This window comes from Lysinibacillus sp. VIII_CA (assembly GCF_049943995.1).
Taxonomy (GTDB): Bacteria; Bacillota; Bacilli; order Bacillales_A; family Planococcaceae; genus Lysinibacillus; species Lysinibacillus pinottii.
The window spans coordinates 76,210-99,309 of record NZ_JBNFXM010000013.1; the positions used below are offsets into that span (position 1 = coordinate 76,210).

Consider the following 23,100-nt stretch of genomic DNA (forward strand, 5'->3'; position numbering starts at 1 on the left):
ATACCAACAGATAAGAGGTGTACATTTTTTATGAGGCATGTAAAAGGGCGTTTAGACGAAAGTATATTAGTTTGTGTTTACTATGGCTTAAATGGTGAGCGTTTGATACGTAGAGGACACAAAATGGCGACAATGCTAGATTGCCCACTCTATATTCTTTCAGTTGATTCGCAACCCCTTGATGCATTTGACGCTGAGAAATCTAGTTACATTGAGCAATGGGAAAAGTTATCAGACGAACTTGAGGTCGAAAAATTTATATTGCAAGATAATGAAAAACGCCCCATTCAGAAAGTCATTGCAGAAGTCGCGAAAAACTATGGCATTTCACAAATTATTGTAGGTCAAAGCGCACAAAGCCGTTGGGAAGAGATCACTAAAGGATCGTTCCTTAATGTACTGTTAAAAGAAGTTCCATTTGTAGATTTTCATATTGTTGCTGTTCAACGTCCTACTGATGATGATGCAAACGAGACATACGAAAAAGGTGTTCGTGCTTATTTAATCAAAGAACAGGAAAACTTTAAAGTAGCATTTACATGTCCGAAATACGTATCCATCGAAGGTATCTTCTTCAAGGAAATCGGCACAGATTTTGATAATGGTGTCTTTAAATTCACTTACAACGATAAAATGCATGAGGTTCATATTTCAGAGGGCTATGTGATTGATCAAGAGAAGCTTCCTGCGGAATTTTTATCCCCATTAAGACAATAAAAAAAACGCGCTCCTCTTTTTAAAGGATGCGTTCACACTGTTGACAAATGCCATCGGGAAGTTTACTCTCGATGGCATTTTGTCATTTCAATTTAACTCTTTGGACTGAGATTAATCACAATATGACTGTAGTGGAAAACTTTATTTCATTGTAAAAAAACTGTAGGCAAACTCAATTTTTTGCGTTCGCTACCGTCAGGATATGTTTTTACTAAGCTGCTGAAGATGCTGGCTTATCCTTCGGTAGGAAAAAGGCAATTAACAATAATAACGGCAATAATGAGACGACCATCATTGTAAAATCAATACCTTTGTGGTCCATTAAAACACCAATAACCATGGCTCCAATGGCCCCCATACCAAAGGCAAAGCCAGTTGTTAAACCAGCCATTGTGCCAATTTTAGATGGAACTAGCTCTTGTGCGTATACCACCGTTACAGAGAAGCTAATCATGATCAATGTACCAATGATCACTAAAAATATCATAGCAGCCCATAACGGTACATAAGGCAATGCTAGGCAAAATGGCATTGGTACTACAACGGAAAGAATAATGACATTTTTTCTTCCAATACGATCCGACAAAGAGCCTCCGAAAAATGTCCCTACTACCCCAAATGCCATGAAGAGGAAAATAAGGATTTGTCCTAGACGAAGATTCACATCATAATGATCCATTAAATAAAACACATAGAAACTAGTTATATTTGTTGTATAAAATGATCGTGCAAAAATAATCGTAAATAGTAAGGTTAAAGCTACCCCTACCTGCTTCTTTGTTAGTGGTGGCAATGTCGAAACCAACACCCGTTTTTTCTTCGCTGCACGCTCTTGCTCTAATTGCTTTTTATACCATCTTGCAATCTTAGTTAATAGAATAATACCGAATGTTGCCGCTACTAATACAATCGCTGCACCTCGCTGACCGAAAATATCAAATATATAGGCGCTAATTAGTGGGGCAAGCGCTTGTCCTGAGTTTCCCCCAACTTGATAAATCGATTGAGCAAGTCCTCTTTTAGAACCTGCTGCCATAAAGGATACTCTAGAACCCTCAGGGTGAAATATTGCTGAACCGAAGCCTAAAAATAATACCGCAATAAGAATAATCCAATATTGAGTAGTAAAAGCAATTATTGTAATAGCAATAAAAGAACTTACCATACCTATTGGTAAAGCATAGGGCATTGGCTTTTTATCACTGACAAACCCTACAATAGGCTGTAATGCAGACGCAAATATATTTAAGACAAATGATATGAGACCAATTTGTGTGAAGGTAAGTCCTAGCTCACTTTTAAAAATTGGAAACATAGCTGGAATAACAGCTTGCATCGTATCATTGATAAGATGAGCAACACCTATCAAAATCATAATTGGGTAGATTGGATTTGCGACATTTATTTGATTATTCATGCTGCCACCTCGCTCTATTTAGTTTTTGTTATTGACGATTGTCGCATACTATTAACTATTTTGCACAAGCTATGTTTCGACAGCTGTAAAAGGAGTTGATGTATGCATGGAAAGCTTTATTCATGCTAACTTTTGGGAAATGATTCTTCGAACAACACTTTCATTCTTTATATTACTTATTTTGGCGCGTATTCTTGGAAAGAAGCAATTGGGCCAACTAACATTTTTCCATTATATTACTGGTATTACATTTGGATCAATTGCTGCAGAAATTGCCTCACAGGAGGAAACACCCTTTTTAGATGGAATAATATCGCTTGTCTGGTGGAGTGCCTTAACCTACTTAATGACGATTATTACGATTAAATCCAAAAAAGCTCGTGTACTTATTGATGACAAACCTACCATTGTCGTACAAAATGGACTTATTTTAGAATCTGCCTTAAGGAAAAACCGTTTGCATATGGACGAGCTGACAATGATGCTACGTGAGCAAGCCATCTTTTCTGTACAAGATATACACTATGCGTTACTTGAAACAAATGGAAAACTAAGTGTCCTGCAAAAAACTTCCGAACAAGTTGCCACAAAGCAGGATGTTAAGGCAGATGTTACCCCACCTACTTATCTGCCTACAGAGGTTATATCAGATGGTCAACTTATCAAGGAAAATATTGTTGAGCTTGAATTAACAGAGGACTGGGTAATGAAGAAGTTGAAAAAACAAAATGTACATTCCGTTGAAGATGTCTTTTTTGCACAAGTTCAAACAAATGGGTCATTATACATTAGCTTAAAAGATAAAGCGAGACATTCAAGCCCGTAAATGCTTGTCTCGTTTTTTTAATCAATTTTTACAATATCTAACGGTGTAATGATTCCTATTAATTTTTGATGTGGTTTGCCATGCTCAGTGATTAGTAATGCCTCAAAACGCCTACCCCTTTCCACACCTTGTTTAAAAATCTCTTCTGCTTGATATATCGTTATGTACCTGCTAACAAATTTGTAATTCACCCTATTTTTCTCATGCATTAAAATATCATGCAACGTAGGAATCCCTTTAGGTAAATAGTCGCCACCCATCTTAGAGGCAAGCCAATTCGTGATTCCTACAGTTGTAATAAGGCCTATAAATTGTTTATTAAAATAAACGGGAAACTGCGTATATTTTCGTTGGTGAATAACCTTTAACACATGTTTAAGGGAATCATTCTCTTGAAAAACTAATACTCTCTTTCTGAACATTTGCCCGACAAGAGTAGGCTTAGCGAGCGTAGCATCTATGTATTCAATTCTTTCGACTACATCGGTATGTGGTTCTGCAATTACATAGTTAATAGAAGTACGATGATGGACAATTGCATTTCGCAAATCAGCGTATGACCGTAAATCATCTTCGTATTTCTTCACTAATACCTCTTTTTTCTTCGCTTGATCAATGAGTCGATAAAAGGGCGTAAAATCCTTTATACCTACAATATCTCGTAATCTATGGTCTATTCGATTAAATGCTGTCAGGAAACGATCGGAATTTTCAGTCTCCACTTTTAAGTACCTTCTTTCTTAGTAACTTTATGTATTTTCCGAGTTATTTGACAAATTTTTAGTTACACAACCATTATATTCCTAATTTATGAATATTCCAAGAACGCAGTTTTTGCTGTCATTTATTTTTACATTCTCCCTTGAAAGTTACGTTATTACGAAGAAATTGGACTATTTTTCCCAGCAAGTAAGACAAATGATGGACATAGGGTTTACAGTGAGCATGAAATAAATTTAAACATTAGGATTCAAATTAAAGGAGATAAGGAAATTCAAGCGCTTCTTAATACTACATGGGAGTGGGAGGCAAGCTTAGATCAACAACTTGCTTTTCTTGTAGTGGAGCAAAGGATTCTAGAGGGCTATACTCCGTTTTAAAGAACACTTCAGCCATTGAAAGAGAGCTTGAGGGCATATTTTAATTGTATCGAATATAATAAATTTGTAATTAACTGTACTTTTAAGGAGGCGTTGTCGATGAAAAATTATTTATACTTGATTGGGCATAAAAACAAGGGGATAGCGTTTCAATAGCCCATAAACTACGTGTTTCCCCTTCAAAGGGAGAGTACCAAATTGAAGGAAATTTGTTTAAAGCCTATTGACAAAAGTAATTGGGAAGAAGCAATTAGATTATCTGTTAAAGAGGAACAACAAGCATTTATTGCATCCAACCTTTATTCTATCGCAGAAGTTCAGTTTCTAGATAATTTCTTTGCAAAAGGTATTTATCTTAATAATAAAATGATAGGATTTACTATGTTTGGAATAGACCCTGATGACAATAATTATTGGATTTATAGACTAATGATTGACGAAGAATTTCAAGGTAAAGGTATAGGCAAACAAGCTATATATCTGGTTATAGAAGAGATAAGGAAAAATAATCATGCAAACATTCCTTTTATTATGATTGGATATGATCCTAAAAATTTTACAGCAAAATACGCCTATAAAAGAGCAGGATTTATTGAGACTGAATTATCATCTTGGGGAGAACAATTAGCTAAGTATTCCTTGTAAGCACATGAATTTACCCTAATGACTAATAGTCTTTTTAAAGTAAATTTGATCAATCATTTTTCAAAATACGCTCTTTTCTATGATCTTTATCAACGTTATTAGGATCATGCTCTTTGTTGGGCTTATCCTGCTTATTAATGGTGGAATACTCTAACACAAAAGGACGGAAAAATCAGTACGTACCAGATTTTCCGTCCTATATTTTCTAAATTTTAGTCATAGCTGCATTTCTTTTCATCATGATGATTCCCAAGCAAATACAAAGAATTATCAGTGCTAATGTCATGATTAAACTCCACCAGTAATCAGACATCTCCATTGTTCCACGGACTAGTAAAGGTCCATAGTTTGCTAGCTTCCAAGGGGATATAGTCCAGAATAGACCTACTACCATATCGACTATTTGTCCGCCAAAGATAACCGTAAAGGCACATGTAGTAGCTATAATCGTTTTAAAACTAGCGCTCATCATTAATGTGACAGCAATTACAAATATTAACCAAACATAATACGTACAAAAGCTCGCAAGCAAAGGTCCAATTTCTAATGTTCCATATAGAATACTAGTGTAATACACACTTGCTGCAAAGCCTGCTAAAATACTCACAAAACAAACTGCACTCATCACAATAAATTTACTCATAAAGTAGGCTCCAAAGGAAATCGGCCTTACATATAATAAGGTAGCCATACCACTTGCACGTTCTTTACTTATAATCCCCACAAAAGAAGCCATTATCACCAATAACCCTATCGTTTGAAACTGTCCTATAGATGCCTGTAATAGGTCAACGGGCATTAATTCGGGCATCAACATTTCAAAGCCTTCTGGCACATTTCCAACAGCATTTAAAATATCCATTATATAATAATTTATTAGGGGGTCATTCATTCCCAGCAGTGCAAACACAAGAGGTATCCACAAAAATTTCCAGCTTCGCCATGCCTCTCTAAATTCCTTTTGTAGAAGTACATTGAATCCTCTCATGCTTTTTTCGCCACCTTCATGAAAATTTCTTCCAACGATGCTGTTTGTCGCTCTACCTTTCTTATTGTATAAGGACAATTACTTAAACGATGGAGCAGCTCCCTCATCGTTGGCTCCTCATTCAATATCTCAATATATACATAACAGCCTACTACATGATCAGTTGAGCTTGCAAAAAGCTTTGCCTCTTCCTCACTAGAGAACTCAACTATATAATTTTGCTCATCAAAACGTTGTCGTACCTCTCGTAATGTTCCTTGCTCTACTAGTTTTCCATTTTGTAAAAATAACAACTGATCCGTCATTTCTTCCGCATCATTTAAAATATGAGTTGAATATAAAATGGTTGTCTCTTGTTGTAAGCCTTTTAATAAATCAAGAACCTCCCTACGACCAACAGGGTCTAATGCTGAAACAGGTTCGTCTAATAACAGTAATTTTGGCTTATGCACAATTGCCTGGGAAATACCAAGGCGTTGCCTCATCCCACCAGAAAAAGTATCTATTTTTTTATGTTGGGCATTTCCTAGCCCGACAAACTCTAATGTTTTTTGCGCTTCTAATTTAGCATTTTTTGCTGATATACCATTTAACCGAGCAGCCATCTCAGTAAATTCTAAAGCGCTTAGCCAAGGATGAAACTGTGGATATTGGGGTAAAAAACCTATATTTTCACGTAAGTCCCCATTTAGCATTTTCACACTTCCAGCAGTCGGTGTTAAGAGCCCTGTTAACATGGATAATGTGGTTGTCTTACCTGCACCATTTGGCCCTATTAACGCCGTTGAAGTCTTTTCCTCTAACATAAATTGAACATCATCTACAACATTGTGCTCTGCAAATCGTATGGTCAAACCAGTTACTTGAAGTAATGTTGTCATGCCTGCTTTCTCCCAACTATAAAGTACGCAATTGACCCTATTATATTTGTAAATAAAATAATAAATACCCACAAAATTTTAGGTCCATTTGTTGCATGTGTTTTTCGCAAATCAATAAGTGCTACGATCATTAATATTAATTGAACGACGATGAGCGGTGCTATCACTGCCCATGGAACTTTTGCTAATTCCTCCATCATACAGATCACCCCATTAGTTGTTATACATTAACTATAACAATTTTGTTCTAACATGTATAGAACAAAATTGTTGTTTTTTTCAAACTCTAAAACAGCTCTCCTAAATATTCTCCGCTATTTTTCATAGGATAATGTAGTCACTTATTTATCTTCTATACGCGATATTTCTCTTAAAAACAAAAAAGATGTACCTTAATCAGTACATCTTTTCCTTTATTTATAAAGTTTTTGTAGAGCATCTTCCATTTTAGGACGAATTGTTACTTGTGGACGAGCCTTTTTGACCGCTGCCTTCGCTTCCTCTAGGGAATTAGCCAGCCCTAGCTCTATTAGCGCAGCAGTAGCTGCTACACCAGCACGACCACCGCCACTTCCACAGTGAACATACACCTTCTGTCCTGCCTCATAGGACGAAGCAATTTCCTTAGCTACATGCTGAATAGATGATGCTACCGCAATCTCTTCATCTACAATTGGCATATGCTTGTATGAATAAGAAATGGCCCCTTGCTCTTCTGAAGTAAGTCCCTGCACACGAACATCTATTACAACATCTACAGCTTCTTGCTCAAAAGCCGTCTCCGCATCTTTTGCACCACCAAAGAAGATTTGATCCTTTACTAAAACATCATAGTTTTTTTCCATATTGGTCACACTCCATAGGATTATTTCAGTAAATGCTTAATATCCTCGTAATATGGTAAAGCCGTTAAAGCTCCTGCCTTTGTTGCTGCAAATGCTCCTAATTTATTGCCGAAGCTTGTACAGCGAACAAGCTCTTCTTTTGTTGTAGGTAAGCCATTGTAATGAACATCACGTAATACCCCTGCCATAAATGCATCCCCTGCACCAGTAGTATCCACAGGTATCACTTTTTCAGTTGGTACATGGATGACCTCTCCATTCAGCACGGCATAAGTGCCATTTTCTCCTACTGTTACTAAAATAATAGGCACTAAATAGCTACTTAATTGTTCAATTCCTTCTTCTAAACTAGTCGTTTCCGTCAGGAAGAATAACTCATCATCTGTTACCTTTAAAATATCTACATCCTCAAAAAACGACGTAATTGTTTCTCGACAAATTTCTTCACTACTCCAGCGTAATGGACGAATATTCGCATCCATCGCAATGATTGCACCTTTGTCCTTCGCCATTTCTACAGCAGCTCGAGTTGTTGCTAGAGCCGTCGGGTGGAACATGGTCCCTGAACATACCGTTAAAGCAGAAGCATGTTTAAATGCGGCTTCATTTAACTGTAGTGGCTCCACTTGTAAATCAGGTGTTTCATCCACATAATCTTTAAAAATTCGTTCACAGGCTTCTGTCAAATGCACATAAACACCGCTTACTCGCTTAGCTGGGTCAAATATGGCATAGTCCAGCTTAACACCTTCCTCTACAAGCCCATCACGCACAAACTGAGAACCCTCATCATCCCCTGTAATTGTAATTAAGGCAGAAGGCGCCCCAATTCGGCTAATACCTGCTGCAACATTCACTGTTGCACCACCCATATATTTTGTAAATGATGTATTTGTTACATCATCAGCAATATAGTCAATAAATGCATCTCCATAGACTAAAATAAAATCCTTATCTTGCTTCGTCATGATTGTCCTCCTGAAAGTCTAGTCATTATAGATTAACACGAAAATTGTCATTCTATAAAGGTTTAACTTTTGAGAGTATGTCCGAAAATTTGTGTCATCCATTAACTTTGTTATACTTGCCTATAGAAAGGTAGGGATTTTCAAGATGAGTATTACAATTCGACAAGCGCAACCACAAGATGCCCATGCCGTTGTGCCTTTAATTATTGATGCGATTGGTGATATTGCTAATCGTTTAACTGGCGAGCAATCGACAGAAGCTGTTCATCAAGAACTGACAACTCTTTTTCAGCGAGATGACAATCGACATTCTTATTTAAATACCTATGTCGCTACGGAAGATGGGCAAATATTAGGAATTCTCGTTTATTATTACGGCTCACATGCCATTGTTATGGACGCTAACCTAGTGAAATGGTTAGAGGCTAAAAATGCTCCATCCATCATCGTCGATCAAGAAGCCCACGAAGATGAAGCTTATATCGATACGGTTTGTGTAACACCAGAAGCACGAGGTAAAGGCATTGGCACATTACTTTTACAATATGCTGAAGAGCTGACAAAGCAGCGTGGCTATACAAAGTTATCCTTAAATGTAGAAATTCAAAAAGAAGATGCTCGTCGTCTTTATGAACGTTTAGGCTTTGTTATAACTGAGCCATGGTACATTATCGATGAACCATTTCATCATATGGTGAAACAGTTTTAGGAAGTGAAGATTGTATTGAAGAAAACAAATTTAATTTATCCTCTTTTGATTGTCATTGCCTCTAGTAGCTACGGAATTTTGTCGACTATTGTCAAAGTAGCGATGCAGCATGGCTTTACATCTGCTGAGGCTGTATCGAGCCAATATATTATTGGCTTTATACTCGTTTTAGTTATGTTTATGTTGACAGATAGAAAACTACCTAAGCCATCTAAAAAAGGCATATTTATATTATTATTCGCTGGTATTTTTACCGGGACCACAGGTATAGTGTACGGAGAATCTCTCAAATATTTACCCGCTTCTCTTGCGGTAGTAATGCTGTTCCAATTTACATGGATTGGTTTGTTAATTGATTGTGCTCTACATAAAAGATTACCAAGTCGACCTGAAGTAATTTCTATCATCATCTTATTTGTAGGAACGATTTTAGCTGCCGGGGTTTTAAATGTTGATTTAAGTGGAATCCCTCTCCAAGGGTGGTTATTCGGCTTTGCTGCTGCCGTTACCTTTGCCTGCTTCATTCAATTCAACTCTCGACCAGTAGAAGGTGTTACAACCACATCAAGGGTATTAATTGTTTCCTTTGTAGCCCTTATGATGATTAGTATTTTCTTAAGTCCAGAAGTGATTTGGAACGGCAAATTGTTTATGGAAGGCTTATGGAAGTTCGGATTAGCCCTCGGTTTATTCGGTATCATTTTACCTATATACTTATTCTCCATTGCCATTCCGAAAATTGGTGGTGCACTCGCGTCCATCTTAAGCGCGATCGAATTACCTGTTGCGGTTACCGTTTCCGTTATTGTCCTACATGAACCTTTAACTGCATTGCAAATTATGGGGATTGTTCTAGTAATAGTTGGTATGTTATTGCCGACAATTATTGCACAAAGGCGACAAAATGATAGCTTATTGGATGTACAAACTTAAACAGCTAGACAACTCCTTAAAAATGGAAGTATTCCTTTTTAAGGAGTTTTTTTGAATGTTACTGAAATCCCGTTGCTAATGGATTGGCACTTCGTTATGATAAAGGAAAAAGTAATTTTTTAAAAATTCTAACATTAAAGTTACCCCTTCGTATTATACTGCACTATGTAAGTACCTTACTTTAAGAAAGGGGAAGTGGATGAAAAAAACACATATTCTTAGTTTTTTCCTTGTGTTTATATTGTTTGTTTTAGCCGCATGTAGCGGGAATGATGACCAAAAAACTACAAATGATGCTGCCAATAACGATAAAACGACAGATGGCGACAAAACAGAAGTAGCGGCAACAACGCCATCCGGTAAGCTTGTTATTTACACAGGGCGTGACGAAGAAATGGTGCAAAATGTAATCGACCAGTTTAATAAAAAATATCCAGACATTGAAGTAGAGTTTCTAACAATGGGAGCCCAGCAAATTTTAGAGCGTTTACGTGGCGAAAAGGCTAATCCTCAAGCTGACTTTTGGTGGGGTGGCACACAATCAGCCCTTATCGTTGGGGCAAATGAAGACTTATTACATGCCTGGCAGCCTAGCTTTATCGACTCTATTGATGCTACACATAAAGATGTAGAAGGCCGCTGGTTTGGAGAGATGCTGCTACCAGAGGTCATTATGATCAATAGAGATTTATTGACAAAGGAAGATGGACCACAGGATTGGGATGACCTCCTGGATTCTAAATGGAAGGATCAAATTTTAATTCGGGGCGTGCTAGCTTCAGGTACAATGCGCACCATATATTCTTCAATGATTGTACGACAAGATGCCCACTCACCTGATAAAGGCTATGAATGGCTATTAAAATTAGATGCTAATACGAAGGAATATACGCAAGATCCTAATGCTCTGTACTTAAAGCTAACACGACAAGAAGGCAGTGTCTCCTTGTGGAATCTACAAGATATTTTATTAAAAAAATACACAACTGATTATCCCTTTGATTATATTTATCCAAAAAGCGGAGCACCCATTTTGGTAGATGGTGTTGCAGTTGTCAACCATGCGAAAAATCTAGAGAATGCCAAACTATTTGTCGAATTTTTATTTGAAAAAGAGATGGTGACACAATTAGCAAATGATTATTATCAAATTCCTACACGATCTGATATCGATAAGGCCTCCATGCCTGAGTGGTATCAAGAATTAGATTTAAAAACATTCGATATAGACTGGCAGCAAATGTCTGACAAAGAGACTGAATGGATGGAATACTGGGATAACAATATTAAAGGCCGTGGTAAATAAGTATTCGGGTGAAAATCCAGCTTTTTTAGTGGATTTTCATCTACAATCTCATCCCCTATATAGCTATGAATCCTTTGTTAGAGAGGAGCTTTTTATTGAAAAGAGTCACAATCGAAAATGTCTCGAAGCAATTTGGTCAGTTGTATGGTGTGAAAGATGTAGATCTCGAAATAAAAGCTGGTGAATTCTTCACTTTTCTCGGCCCTAGCGGCTGTGGCAAGACCACTACATTAAGAATGATTGCTGGTTTTTATTATCCTACTAAAGGTAAGATTCTATTTGATGAACAAGATGTCACTCGGCTTCAGCCCAATAAACGCAATATCGGTATGGTATTTCAAAACTATGCCCTTTTCCCCCATATGACCGTTGATGAAAACATCGCATTTGGTTTACAGGTTCGTAAATTTTCTAAAGTAGAGATCCAGCACAAGGTTGATCGAATTAGAGGACAAGTAAAACTGTCAAATTACGGAAACAGAAAAATAAATGAGCTTTCTGGTGGGCAACAGCAGCGGGTAGCTTTGGCTCGAGCACTAGTCATTGAGCCAGATATTTTATTACTTGATGAACCATTATCCAATTTAGATGCAAAATTACGTGAGGAAACACGTATTGAAATCAAACGAATTCAATCTGAGCTTGGTGTCACGACGATTTATGTTACCCATGATCAAATGGAGGCCATGGCGATGTCTGACCGAATCATGGTCATGGAAAACGGCTATATCAAGCAAATTGGGACTCCTCAGGAAATATATCACCGACCTGTAGATCGCTTTGTAGCTAACTTTATTGGCGAAACCAATTTAATTGAAGGCACAATAGAAGCAATGGAAGACGAAGAACTACAGGTGAAAACAGCAAATGGACATATTTTTACTGGGCGAAAGCAACAGAGCTCTCCAGCATTAACGCATATGATTGGAGACAAAGTATTTATTTCAATTCGTCCAGAATCTATTCATTTAGGGACTGGGGATAATACATTAACAGGAAAAATAACCTTTGTTGAATTCACAGGCATTAGCGTCAATTATATTGTAGATTGTAACGCCTTTTCCCTTAAAGTAATGCTTATTAATTCTTATGACCAAATAAAAAAGATTGGCGAGGATATTACCATTACTATTTCACATGACTCGCTGTATTTTTTAGGGGAATAGGAGGAAGCCAATATGAAAAAGCAAACTGCCAATGCTTCTCAAGAAAGTATACGGACACGAATTTTTCATTCCAATTGGTTTATCTATGTATTAATATCGCCATTATTTTTAGTGTTGTTCGCCTATGTCGTCTATCCCTTCTATCAAACATTTACTCAAAGCTTTGCTGGGGATGAACGGTTCCTTCACTATAAAAAATTTTTCAATTTAGCAAGCCCAGCAAATTTAGAGGCTTTGTGGACCAGTATTTATATTTCTATTATTAGCGTCCTATGCTGCGCTATCGTTGGGGTAACTATGGCTTTTTTACTTGAACGCTATAACTTCCCTGGGAGACGAATACTTGCCATTTTAGTATTGGTCCCTATGGCACTCCCCCCCCTAGTCGGTGTGCTATCCTTTTCCTTTTTATACGGAGATAGTGGTATTTTCCCTCGAATCTTTCAGCATTTATTCGGCTTAGATCATGTACCTTTTTCATTGAAAGGCATTTGGGGAGTCATCGTTGTTCATACTTTCACCATGTATACTTATTTTTATTTAACCGCATCAGCTGCCATCAAGGGGCTAGACCCTGCTCTTGAGGAAGCTGCAACTAGTTTAGGTGCAGGGCGTATTCGCGTGTGGACAAAGGTTATTTTACCCATGCTGACCCCTTCCATTGTTGCCTCCTCCTTATTAGTGTTTATGATATCCATGGCCTCTTACACAGCACCCTTAATGTTTGGTGTGGAACGAACTATGACCATGCAAATCTACTTATCGCGCACTAATGGCAATCTTGAGATGGCCGCAACTCAGTCGATGATACTGTCATTTGTCTCTATTACATTTTTAATTATAATGCGTTGGTATCAAAATCGCAGAAATTATCAAAATCTCAGTAAAGGGATCAGTGTCCACCGCTCGGAGGTATCCTCCAAGAAAATAAAAATAGCGGCAACTATTGCCTCCTTTATCGGCACTTTGATTTTGATTTTACCAATATTAGTGCTGATATTAATATCCTTTTCTGTTGATGGGGCATGGAAGACTCAAATACTCCCTACAGACTATACAATGGATCATTACATGGCCCTTTTTACCGATGAGCGTACATGGCGACCTATTTGGAATTCTATACAGATGGGTATCGTCGCAACATTTGGCAATATTATCTTTGGTGTTGCCGCCGCTTATGCGATGGTCCGTTTAAATTTTAAAGGAAAGACATTGCTCGATATGTTAATAATGGTACCTTGGGCTTTACCAGGGACAGTTGTGGCAGTCAATTTAATCGCCGCCTTTAGCACGGAAAACATCTTTGCCTTTAATCAAGTATTAATCGGTACATTTTGGATTTTGCCATTAGCCTATTTCATCCGACATTTGCCACTTGTTTTTCGGTCAACATCTGCCTCTCTTGTACAACTGGATCCGTCAATTGAAGAGGCATCACGGGGATTAGGAGCCAATTGGTGGTATACATTTAGACGTATCGTCGTACCATTAACATTCACCGGAATATTAGCGGGGACACTATTAGCCCTAGTACAAAGCTTTGGTGAATTTGTTGCATCCATCCTTATATACAGTACATCTACTATTCCATTGTCTGTTGCTATATTTCAAAAATTGTATGCATTTAAGTTTGGGACCGCCTGTGCCTATGGTGTTTTACAAATTTGCTTAATTTTAGTTGTCCTTATTATTTCTGAAAAACTATCAAAAGGCAGTGCTGGTACAGCTATTTAACTGCTAATCTATTAGGAGGCCATGATAATGTTTGAAGATTTTCGCAACAAAACGCAGCAGGAAGATGGGATGATTTTCCCTTCTAACATCTATCGGAAAATTGTGTTACAGCCAGCTTATGAAGAGGCAAAGAAAAATTTTCTAACTATTATGCTGCAAATCAATATAGCTCATTTAAAAATGTTAGAGGAACAAGGACTTGTTAAAAAAGAGGAAGCGAAACAGATTGGGGCAGCACTAAAGAAAATAGATTTAAATTATTATCGTTTAGAAGATTATAGCCCCCAATACGAAGATTTATTTTTCCGCATTGAAAATAAATTAATAGAGCTTGCTGGTGATGTTGCTGGAAATCTTCATATTGGACGAAGTCGTAATGATATGGGCATCGCCATTTATCGTATGACACTCAGACAAAAATTGCTGCTATTAATGCGAGAGCTACTAACATTGCGAGATGATTTAATCGCTGCAGCTGAAGAGCATGTAGATACTATTATGATTGGCTACACACATACGCAGCAGGCTCAGCCTACAACCTTTGCCCATTATTTAAAGGCTGTCATCGACCAGCTTGAACGAGATTTTGAGCGCATGCAGCACGTCTATAAAACTGTTAACCGTAGCAGTATGGGGGCTGCAGCCTTAACTACAACAGGGTTTAATATAAACCGAGAACGAATGCGCGATTTGTTGGCATTCGACGATATTATCGAAAATGCGTGGGATGCAGTGGCAGGGGCTGACTATATTGCTGAAGCAGCAAGTATTGTACAGCTTGCGGCACTCAACCTTGGTCGTACCTCACAAGATTTTTTATTATGGGCTACCCAGGAGTTCAATGCCTTCACTCTCGCAAGTCCATATGTTCAAATAAGCTCTATTATGCCCCAAAAGCGTAACCCTGTTTCAATTGAGCATACCCGTTCATTACTATCGGCTGTTGTTGGAGATGCAAGCACTGTGTTACAGATGGTACATAATACACCGTTTGGAGATATTGTAGATACTGAGGATGATATGCAACCCTATTTATGGCGTGCCATCGACCGCTTAGTTGGGATTTATAAATTATTTGGCTCACTTGTTGTCACAATGGATGTGAACAAAAAAAAATTAAGAAATCGTGCAGAGAATAGCTTTGCTAATGTTACCGAGTTGGCTGATACATTAGTACGTTCAGAGGATATTTCCTTCCGCCAAGCACATAGCATTGTTAGTAAGTGTATTAAAGTATTACTTGCACATAGTGAGGAATCACTAGCAAGCCTTACATGGGGACTCGTTAATACTCAATCTAAATTAATTACAGGAAAAGAATTAAATATTTCAGAAGAGGACTTTTATAAAACCTTACAACCAGAATCTTTTGTTGGTGTTCGTACACTACCAGGTGGTCCAGCTCCAGCCACAATGAAAGCGGCACTTGAACAGGCAAAAATGAATACGAAAAATCTTTATGAATGGATTCAATTAAAGGAAAACTCCATTATTGAAGCGGAGAAAGAATTAACAGTCTTTCTTGAGGAATGGAGCCAATGATGAAATGGCTTCTAGTTATTGATGGCGGTGCGACAAAAACGGCATGTGCAGTCGTTCACGCAGAAACTGGTATTATGGAATATTCAGCTTCAACAAAGGGCTCCAATTATCAAGCCATTGGTATGGAAGCAGCTACAGCAATATTACAAGAGCTTTTAGCAAAGGTAGATACTTTTTTACAAAAACATGCCGGCTCTCAAATTGCTGTAGCTACCTTTGCCTTAGCTGGTATTGATTCACCAAAAGACAAGGAAATGGTTACAGCCATTATTCAAAATGCCCTATCAGCCACACAGCTTTCTATTGCTAATCTTATTATTGAAAATGACGCTGAAGCCACACTACTTGGGGTGACCGCTGGACAGGCAGGTGCATTACTTATTGCTGGAACAGGAGCTATTGCTTACGCCTATGATGGACAGCAAATGGTTCGTGCTGGAGGATGGGGACACCGAGCTGGGGATGAAGGTAGCGGTTTTTGGCTAGGGCAAGAGGTGGTAAGAGCCATCTTTAAAATGGAGGATGGTCGAGGTGAGACAACCATTTTAAAGGAGGCTGTCTTTCATTCTTTAGGTATACAAAATGTAACCGAGCTGGCTGAATGGTTATTTCAGCCATCCTATACAAATGCACAGTTAGCCAAAATGGGATCATTTGTTGCTCAAGCCGTTGAACAACAGGATGCTTGTGCCATTCATATATCTCGACAGGCTGCTCAAGAATTAGCTCTTTTAGCAAAAGCCGTCTTAAAAAAAGTAGGCTATCAGAATGGACTGTTTCCTCTATATTGTAATGGAGGTGCCATCAAGCATAATCCACTTATTTTAAAAACATTTACAGATATTTTAGCATTAACCTATCCGCAGGTTTCCATTTCTCTTTGTGAGCAGCCACCAATTGCTTATTTAATTGAACGAACAAAAAGGGCCTCTGACTGTTTATAAGTCCTGCCCTTTTTTATGTCCCCATTTATAGGGCCATTTTCTTTAACTCATTCGTTGTGAAATAAAGATAGCCATCTTTCACAAATAAATCCTTCGTCTCTTCGCGGTTTAGGGGCTGTTCCCCGCTACCATCTGGACGAATCTTTGTTAAATAAGCGCCTCGGGAATAATTACTATAATAGAGCCATCCATCTGCATAAACGACGTATTGTACACGTGAATTTGTTACTCGTTTCGTCTTACCTGTCTTCATATCAAGCACATATAGCTTATTGTCATCAGAGATGTTGCTAAAATATAATTGATCGTCAACCTGTGCTGGGAAGTCTATATCATGATAGTAGCTATAAAGTGTGCTCGTTGCTTTTGGATAATCTTCAGCAATCCATGAGTGATCTTTTGCCATTGTGCGGTCATCCACTAAAAAGTATTGGTAACGAATCGCACCCTTACGATCTGGGACTGGATCATTCCAGGTCGTATCGAGATGATACCATTGACCACCTAACTTCACTAAATTCCACGCATGTCCTTCTTGACCTACATATCCTACAATATATTTAGTCTCAATCCCAAGCTTTTGTAACATGGAGTGAGCAAGTAATGCATAGCCCTGACAAACCCCTCCCTGCTCTGCAAGAACAGTATAGGCACTATGGGGACTAGAATTCGTTTGATCGGTATAGGCCGTATTCGCCACAATGTAGTCATTAACAGCTCGTACCTTTTCTACGTCTGACATAGATTTATTACTGATTTTGGCGATGATCTCTTGGACATTCATCTCGACGTAGGCAGCTTGTTCTGGCGTCATTAAATAGCTTTGCTCCCCAAATATTGTTGCCTGGTTTCTTCCATATTCAAAACGAATTGAATGTTTACTAATATGGCCATACACATAATCATCTCGTTCGATTGCATTGTTATAGGCCTCTTCTACAATTTGTTCAATTCGTTGTGTATTCCCTTTATATTGAATTTCAAATTTCGGTGAGAAACTACTATAATACGCATACATTGCATCAGTCATTTCCTTAACGTTTGTCACAACTAACTTCGTCTCTGGCTTCTGAATTGCTTGAGCAGTAGGTGCTACCTCCATATCATGCATGTCTTCTATAGGTATGGCCGTTTCTATTGAGGCATTGTCTGAAAGTCTAGCAGTAACATCAACGATTTTGTCCTTTGTTGAAAGAAGCATTGTTTCTATTTCATCATTATTTGTCCAGTCCGCCACCTGCCGGACAACTGCTTTGCCAGCCGTATAAATGGGGTCAATGAAAATAATGATCATCACAATAATAGCTAATTTCTTCCACAAACTCCTCACCTCCAACCTTCTTCTTCTTTCATTATATACAAAAACAAGCACAAAGAACCCGTTCAAAGTCCTTTTATGCCTGTTAATAATTGTTATTGATTTAATTTAAGTTTATGCTCTTTAGCATTCATGTTATAGATTAAATAATTGTCACTAATCTTTAGATTCGTTACTGGCTGTTTAACCAATACTTCAGCCTTTAATGTTTTCAGATTTAGCTTTGTTAAATAACCGCTGTTACTATAATCACTGTAATATAGATTTTGGCCCATTCCAGTAATATACAACGCTCGTTTATCCAACACTTTTGTTTTTTTACCAGTTGCCATTTCTAGCTTATATAATTTATCGTGATCAGCCGTATTACTAAAATAGACGACATTATTTAATGGATACGCAAAATGAACATTTTGCATAAAGTTATATTTAGTGCTTGTGGCAGCAGGGTAATCTGCCTGAATCCAAGAATGATCCTTCTTAAGCACTTCATCCGTCACTAAAAAGTAATCATATGATGCAGCACCAATGCGATTTGGTAGTGGATCATTCCATGTTGTATCCAAATGATACCATTTACCATCTACTTTTACCAAGTTCCAAGCATGGGCTTCATTTCCATTTACAAATCCCACCACATATTTTGTTTCAATTCCACTCTGTGATAACATTGCCTGTGCAGCTAAGGCATAACCTTGGCAAACAGCTTGTCCTTCAAATAGCAATGCATAGGCACTATGGGGGCTTGCTTTTGTTTTAGTCCCATAACTAGTATTCGATACAATATAATCATTAATGGCTTTTACTTTATCAAATTCAGTCATAGACGGTTTTATAATATTTTTCAGTACTTGACCAATCTTTTTTTGTACAGCTGCTTCTTGTGTTTGATTTGTCAGATACTTTATTTTATAGGATACGTTCCCTACAGAATCTGCCGAAATTTTAATGCTTTCCATATGTCCACTTGCATATACAGTCTGCTTTTTAGCTTGATCTAAGGCTTCCATAATCTCTTTTTTGAAATCGCTCATCGGCCCAGTATATGTAATATTTATATCTGTCTCAAAACTATTAATTTTCTTTATTAGTTCTTTTGTAAACTGCTCCCAGGTTGTTACTGTTGAATTTGCTATAACAGGATTTATTACGGAAGTAGTTTCCCTTTGCTGTGCATAAGCAGCATTAGGGCTTAACATGAGTAAAGTAGCGCCACATAATAACCATTTCTTCATAACACTATCACCTTCCCTTTACGCTATCGCTATCGTTATTATTAGCATAACAAAGAAAGTGACTACTAGGCTATGAGACAAGTTCCCCAACTAAGACCTTCAACTATAAAAATAAGATTAACCTTATAATAATAATTACCTAAAAATAGAATATAGGCGTCGATTATAACTATTAAATTGTAAAAAAATAAAACTCACTACATTCCAGTGAGTTTTACGATGATTAACGACTTTTCACTACTAAGTTAACCGCTTCCTGAATGGCCTCGTTCATCTTTTCGCCATCTCCTTCAGCATTTTGCACACATTCCAATAAATTTGTACTAACAATCACACCAACTGTTCGGTCTACAGCTGAGCGAACGGCTGATAGTTGCGTAATTACTGCCTTACAGTCTTTTTCCTCCTCCATCATCTTTAAAATACCACGTAGCTGACCTTCCATCCGTTTTACACGATTTTTAACTTGATCTGAATATTCCATAAATATGCTCCTTCTTTCTATACTCGCTACGTTCTATTGAGTAATTGTTATACTTTATCCTAGCTCTTTATTTTAATTTTAAACGCTAATTATTATTGTTTCTTGGTCGTAAATAATTCATAAGCATCCTCGTTATAATGGACCTTGCATTAATTACTTCATCATACTGAATAATGGAATTCTTTTTTATTCGTAACTGCCCAATCTCTACCTCGAAAATAGGGCATTTTCTTTTAAGTGCAGCAATTAGCATATTTGTATCATAATCATAGCGTTCACCTTTCACCTTCATTAGCCACGGCAATTCATTCATCGAAATATAACGTAAACCGGTTTGAGTATCCATTAATTTCCTGTGATATAGCAGTTCAAAAAAGAGGCTTGTTGCACGATTTCCCCAATATGAAAGAAAGGTACTATCTACTGAATGGAAGTTTCGTACGCCTAGCACAATACCCTCTGAAAAGACCTTCGTCATCGTTAAAACAAGCTTCACATCTTGTAATGTATGCTGACCATGTGCCCCTACTGTGAGTACCCCATGAAATATTCTCTTTTGCTCTCGAATATATGTAAAGGCTGTTTTTAGTGCACCACCTTTTCCAATATTGTCTCGATGCTGAAGGACTTGGCATCCTTCTATATTGTTTAGATCTTCAAAAATCTCTTTATATTTCTGATCACTTCCATCATTGACAATAATAATTTGTGTAATGGTCGTTGCTAGTAATTGATGTACATAGGTAATGAGTGATTGTTGCGGATTATATGCTGGAATAATAGCTGCAATATTTTTCATTTCTATCCTCCACCTATAGGCTGTCAGGCTCTTCATATTTATGAATTTCCCTTATATCAAATAGTATCATGTAACAGCAACAATTCAACTGATGAATCCCATGAAAACATATCAATAATATCGATATTTCTCCGATATATGAAAAAAGAGAGTACCACGAAAGAGGGTGAGCACTATCGTCATACACTACGGAATTCTTGAAGAACAATGTCACAAGTTAAGACAGTTGTCGTACGCGGCATTAGCTAAAAATTTACAGGAAGCTAGTTTTTTCGCCATTTCAAACCCTCAAGTTTCTTTACAGAAATCTCTTCTAGTAGTAGAGGAAATTTTATATGAGGTTTATCAATTGGAAATGCATACTACGCCCAAACTAAAAAATGTTCGCATGCTGTTAAATAATCGGAGTTTTACAGCTCATATTCATCCTCGACGGATTTCCCTATTAATGAATCTCGTATATAAAATGACGAGCCATACTAGTAATGAACTTGTGGAGGCAAAGGCGGCTAAAATTGTTCTCGATTATACAAGTGATATTGTTGAATGGTTTATAAAGCGCTATGATCGTAGCTTTAATTCGAATGTCGCAGAAGAGAAAGATTTGATGTTGGATAACACCCTATATCAGCGAGACCACTCACCAGATGCTTATAAGCATGCGGCTGAATGGTTTGAAATTGCGGCACAAAATGGAGATGCAAGTGCCCAATATAATTTAGGGGCTCTTTACAACCAAGGTCGAGGGGTTAAAAAAGATTATGCGCTTGCGAAAATGTGGTATGAACGAGCCGCAGATCAAAACGATCCCAATGCACACTATAGTCTCGGCGTACTCTTTCATCTAGGACAAGGTATAGAACAAAATTATACAGAAGCCGCCCATCACTACCAAATAGCTGCAGATTTAGGGAATGCAGATGCTCAGTACAATCTTGGTGTTCTTTATAATCAAGGGCTAGGCATGTCGCAAAATTTCCTCGAGGCAGCCAAATGGTACACCTTAGCCGCAGATCAAGGAAATACCAGTGCACAAAACAATTTAGGATTTCTTTATCATAATGGTACAGGTGTAGAACAAAGTTATGTGGAGGCCAGCACTTATTTTGAAATGGCTGCCTTAGCTGGAGATGCAAGTGCTCAATATAATCTGGGCTATATGCATCTGAAAGGTCGTGGCATTCCTCAAAACTTTACAGAGGCAGCCAAATGGTTTCATATGGCCGCTTTACAAGACCATATGAATGCAGAATTTCAAATTGCCATGCTCTACAACACTGGCCAAGGAATACCTATGGATCACCTTGAGGCTTTAAAATGGTTTAAGCTAGCAGCACATAAAGGACACTTACATGCACAATTTTACCTTGGTCTTCTCTATGAAAAAGAACAGGATATGGTGTTAGCTGAGAAATGGCTACTCTTAGCTGCTGAAAAAGGACATATTAGCGCTGGCTTCGAGCTTGGGCGTCTATATGTTTATCAACTTCATCAACCAGATAAAGCTCTACCCTATCTGAAGGCTGCGGCTGAAAAGGGCTATGTGGATGCTCAATATGAGCTAGGACTTTTATTAACTGCAGGAGATGGTGTTCCGGTTAACTATCCAGAGGCAGTACAATGGTGGAGAGCGGCAACTGACCAGTCGCATATTCAGGCTGAATATCAATTAGGCCTAGTATATGAGCAAGGATTAGGGGTTTCTATAGATCTTGAAGAGGCACGCAGATGCTATCGCTTAGCTGCTATTCAGGGGCATGCTGGTGCCCAATATCAGCTTGGTAATTTATTTGATAAAGGCAAGGGTGTTACACAGGATTACACAGAAGCTGCCAAATGGATTGAGCAAGCTGCGGCACAAGAGCATATAAAGGCACAGTACCAATTAGCACAAATGCACATTCATGGGCAAGGCGTCCCAAAGGACTTTGCTAAAGCTGCCCAACTCTATAGATTAGCTGCTAATCAGGGGCACCAAAAGGCACAATTCCAACTCGGTCTGCTCTATAAAAAAGGACAAGGTGTTGCCCAAGATTATCAAGAAGCTACAAAATGGCTGAAAAAATCGCTGCAAGATATCCAATAAACATAAAAAACCTACCGCGTCACGACTAGCTTATGTAACACGGTAGGTTTTTTTAATTTTTTAAATCCTCTTGTTGTTTAATCATAAATGTTACTACAATGAACAAAGCAAAGCTAATCAATAATGTAGTTCCACCTACAATAAAGAACACTAAAGTAAATGTGCTGCCAAAATGAAATGGATTGATATTGTAAAACCACATCCCTAATGTTAAGCCAAAAACGCCAAGAATAGCTGTCCAACCATGTATATTCACTAATTTTTGTGATTTGACTTTAAAAGCTCGATAAAAAATACCCCACGCAAACATACTCAGCCAACCAACAAGTAAAATATGGGCATGTATCGGTCTATATTCGTAGCTACCTGAACCAGACATATGTGAGCCTAAATAGGTCCCGATTAAAGCAAAAATGGCTGCCAATCGAATAAGGCGTATGCTCCACTTCTGTTCCAT

Annotated in this window: 23 protein-coding genes and 1 pseudogene; 12 read left to right on the plus strand and 12 right to left on the minus strand. The window is 37.8% G+C overall.

Annotated features, from left to right (window positions below):
• Positions 1-30: 30 nt before the first annotated feature.
• Complete coding sequence (locus tag ACP3VS_RS16530; protein WP_012292434.1) at positions 31-717, plus strand: universal stress protein; 687 nt, start codon at positions 31-33, stop codon at positions 715-717.
• A gap of 211 nt (positions 718-928) precedes the next feature.
• On the opposite strand, the gene ACP3VS_RS16535 is transcribed toward ACP3VS_RS16530, so the two are convergent.
• A complete protein-coding gene (locus ACP3VS_RS16535; RefSeq protein WP_012292433.1) occupies positions 929-2,134 on the minus strand; it encodes an MFS transporter in 1,206 nt (401 codons plus the stop codon).
• A 106-nt stretch (positions 2,135-2,240) separates the two neighbouring features.
• Between ACP3VS_RS16535 and ACP3VS_RS16540 the strand changes: the two genes are divergently transcribed.
• Positions 2,241-2,960, plus strand: coding sequence for a YetF domain-containing protein (locus ACP3VS_RS16540; protein WP_012292432.1), 720 nt, complete (start codon positions 2,241-2,243; stop codon positions 2,958-2,960).
• Positions 2,961-2,977: 17 nt separating this feature from the next.
• Here ACP3VS_RS16540 and ACP3VS_RS16545 read toward each other — a convergent pair whose 3' ends face one another.
• Entirely contained in the window at positions 2,978-3,682 is a 705-nt protein-coding gene (locus tag ACP3VS_RS16545) for a CBS domain-containing protein (protein WP_031418067.1), read from the minus strand.
• Between the two features lie 159 nt (positions 3,683-3,841).
• On the opposite strand from ACP3VS_RS16545, the pseudogene ACP3VS_RS16550 reads away from it, so the two are divergent.
• Positions 3,842-4,060 (plus strand): annotated as a pseudogene (locus ACP3VS_RS16550) (MerR family transcriptional regulator); the annotation flags it as partial.
• Between the two features lie 198 nt (positions 4,061-4,258).
• Complete coding sequence (locus ACP3VS_RS16555; RefSeq protein ID WP_426389278.1) at positions 4,259-4,705, plus strand: GNAT family N-acetyltransferase; 447 nt, start codon at positions 4,259-4,261, stop codon at positions 4,703-4,705.
• A gap of 205 nt (positions 4,706-4,910) precedes the next feature.
• On the opposite strand, the gene ACP3VS_RS16560 is transcribed toward ACP3VS_RS16555, so the two are convergent.
• From ACP3VS_RS16560 to ACP3VS_RS16580, 5 genes are all read right to left on the minus strand, one after another.
• Positions 4,911-5,693: an ABC transporter permease gene (locus tag ACP3VS_RS16560; RefSeq protein ID WP_426389280.1), complete on the minus strand. Its 783-nt coding sequence runs from the start codon at positions 5,691-5,693 to the stop codon at positions 4,911-4,913.
• Positions 5,690-6,574, minus strand: coding sequence for an ATP-binding cassette domain-containing protein (locus ACP3VS_RS16565; RefSeq protein WP_426389281.1), 885 nt, complete (start codon positions 6,572-6,574; stop codon positions 5,690-5,692). Before ACP3VS_RS16565 ends, ACP3VS_RS16560 begins: the two co-directional genes overlap by 4 nt.
• On the minus strand, positions 6,571-6,774 hold the full coding sequence (locus ACP3VS_RS16570; RefSeq protein WP_012292426.1) for a PLDc N-terminal domain-containing protein: 204 nt from the start codon (positions 6,772-6,774) through the stop codon (positions 6,571-6,573). Before ACP3VS_RS16570 ends, ACP3VS_RS16565 begins: the two co-directional genes overlap by 4 nt.
• 213 nt (positions 6,775-6,987) lie before the next feature.
• On the minus strand, positions 6,988-7,419 hold the full coding sequence (locus ACP3VS_RS16575) for a protein-tyrosine phosphatase family protein (protein ID WP_426389282.1): 432 nt from the start codon (positions 7,417-7,419) through the stop codon (positions 6,988-6,990).
• Between the two features lie 20 nt (positions 7,420-7,439).
• Positions 7,440-8,387, minus strand: a complete 948-nt coding sequence (locus tag ACP3VS_RS16580) for a carbohydrate kinase family protein (protein ID WP_012292424.1) — start codon at positions 8,385-8,387, stop codon at positions 7,440-7,442.
• Positions 8,388-8,532: 145 nt separating this feature from the next.
• Between ACP3VS_RS16580 and ACP3VS_RS16585 the strand changes: the two genes are divergently transcribed.
• The 7 genes from ACP3VS_RS16585 to ACP3VS_RS16615 all read left to right on the plus strand — a co-directional run bounded on the left by ACP3VS_RS16585 (position 8,533) and on the right by ACP3VS_RS16615 (position 16,721).
• A complete protein-coding gene (locus ACP3VS_RS16585; protein WP_426389284.1) occupies positions 8,533-9,096 on the plus strand; it encodes an N-acetyltransferase family protein in 564 nt (187 codons plus the stop codon).
• Between the two features lie 15 nt (positions 9,097-9,111).
• Positions 9,112-10,029: an EamA family transporter gene (locus tag ACP3VS_RS16590; RefSeq protein WP_036160588.1), complete on the plus strand. Its 918-nt coding sequence runs from the start codon at positions 9,112-9,114 to the stop codon at positions 10,027-10,029.
• A 199-nt stretch (positions 10,030-10,228) separates the two neighbouring features.
• A complete protein-coding gene (locus ACP3VS_RS16595; RefSeq protein WP_426389286.1) occupies positions 10,229-11,335 on the plus strand; it encodes an extracellular solute-binding protein in 1,107 nt (368 codons plus the stop codon).
• Between the two features lie 95 nt (positions 11,336-11,430).
• Positions 11,431-12,501, plus strand: a complete 1,071-nt coding sequence (locus ACP3VS_RS16600; protein WP_289449987.1) for an ABC transporter ATP-binding protein — start codon at positions 11,431-11,433, stop codon at positions 12,499-12,501.
• A gap of 12 nt (positions 12,502-12,513) precedes the next feature.
• On the plus strand, positions 12,514-14,235 hold the full coding sequence (locus tag ACP3VS_RS16605; protein ID WP_012292419.1) for an ABC transporter permease: 1,722 nt from the start codon (positions 12,514-12,516) through the stop codon (positions 14,233-14,235).
• 27 nt (positions 14,236-14,262) lie between these two features.
• Positions 14,263-15,777, plus strand: a complete 1,515-nt coding sequence (gene argH, locus ACP3VS_RS16610) for an argininosuccinate lyase (RefSeq protein WP_012292418.1) — start codon at positions 14,263-14,265, stop codon at positions 15,775-15,777.
• Positions 15,774-16,721, plus strand: coding sequence for an N-acetylglucosamine kinase (locus ACP3VS_RS16615; protein WP_426389288.1), 948 nt, complete (start codon positions 15,774-15,776; stop codon positions 16,719-16,721). The genes argH and ACP3VS_RS16615 overlap by 4 nt, the downstream gene beginning before the upstream one ends.
• Before the next feature lie 25 nt (positions 16,722-16,746).
• Here ACP3VS_RS16615 and ACP3VS_RS16620 read toward each other — a convergent pair whose 3' ends face one another.
• The 4 genes from ACP3VS_RS16620 to ACP3VS_RS16635 form a co-directional block, all read right to left on the minus strand.
• The gene (locus tag ACP3VS_RS16620) at positions 16,747-18,042 is read right to left on the minus strand and encodes a transglutaminase domain-containing protein (protein ID WP_426389290.1); all 1,296 of its coding nucleotides are present in this window, start codon (positions 18,040-18,042) and stop codon (positions 16,747-16,749) included.
• Positions 18,043-18,134: 92 nt separating this feature from the next.
• Positions 18,135-19,274: a transglutaminase domain-containing protein gene (locus tag ACP3VS_RS16625; protein WP_426389291.1), complete on the minus strand. Its 1,140-nt coding sequence runs from the start codon at positions 19,272-19,274 to the stop codon at positions 18,135-18,137.
• Positions 19,275-19,497: 223 nt separating this feature from the next.
• Positions 19,498-19,758: a metal-sensitive transcriptional regulator gene (locus ACP3VS_RS16630; protein ID WP_004233098.1), complete on the minus strand. Its 261-nt coding sequence runs from the start codon at positions 19,756-19,758 to the stop codon at positions 19,498-19,500.
• A gap of 85 nt (positions 19,759-19,843) precedes the next feature.
• A complete protein-coding gene (locus tag ACP3VS_RS16635; RefSeq protein ID WP_099806277.1) occupies positions 19,844-20,557 on the minus strand; it encodes a glycosyltransferase in 714 nt (237 codons plus the stop codon).
• Between the two features lie 166 nt (positions 20,558-20,723).
• Here ACP3VS_RS16635 and ACP3VS_RS16640 point away from each other — a divergent pair, with 166 nt between their 5' ends.
• The gene (locus tag ACP3VS_RS16640; protein WP_231112976.1) at positions 20,724-22,643 is read left to right on the plus strand and encodes an SEL1-like repeat protein; all 1,920 of its coding nucleotides are present in this window, start codon (positions 20,724-20,726) and stop codon (positions 22,641-22,643) included.
• A 52-nt stretch (positions 22,644-22,695) separates the two neighbouring features.
• Here ACP3VS_RS16640 and ACP3VS_RS16645 read toward each other — a convergent pair whose 3' ends face one another.
• Positions 22,696-23,100: a hypothetical protein gene (locus ACP3VS_RS16645; RefSeq protein ID WP_012292412.1), complete on the minus strand. Its 405-nt coding sequence runs from the start codon at positions 23,098-23,100 to the stop codon at positions 22,696-22,698.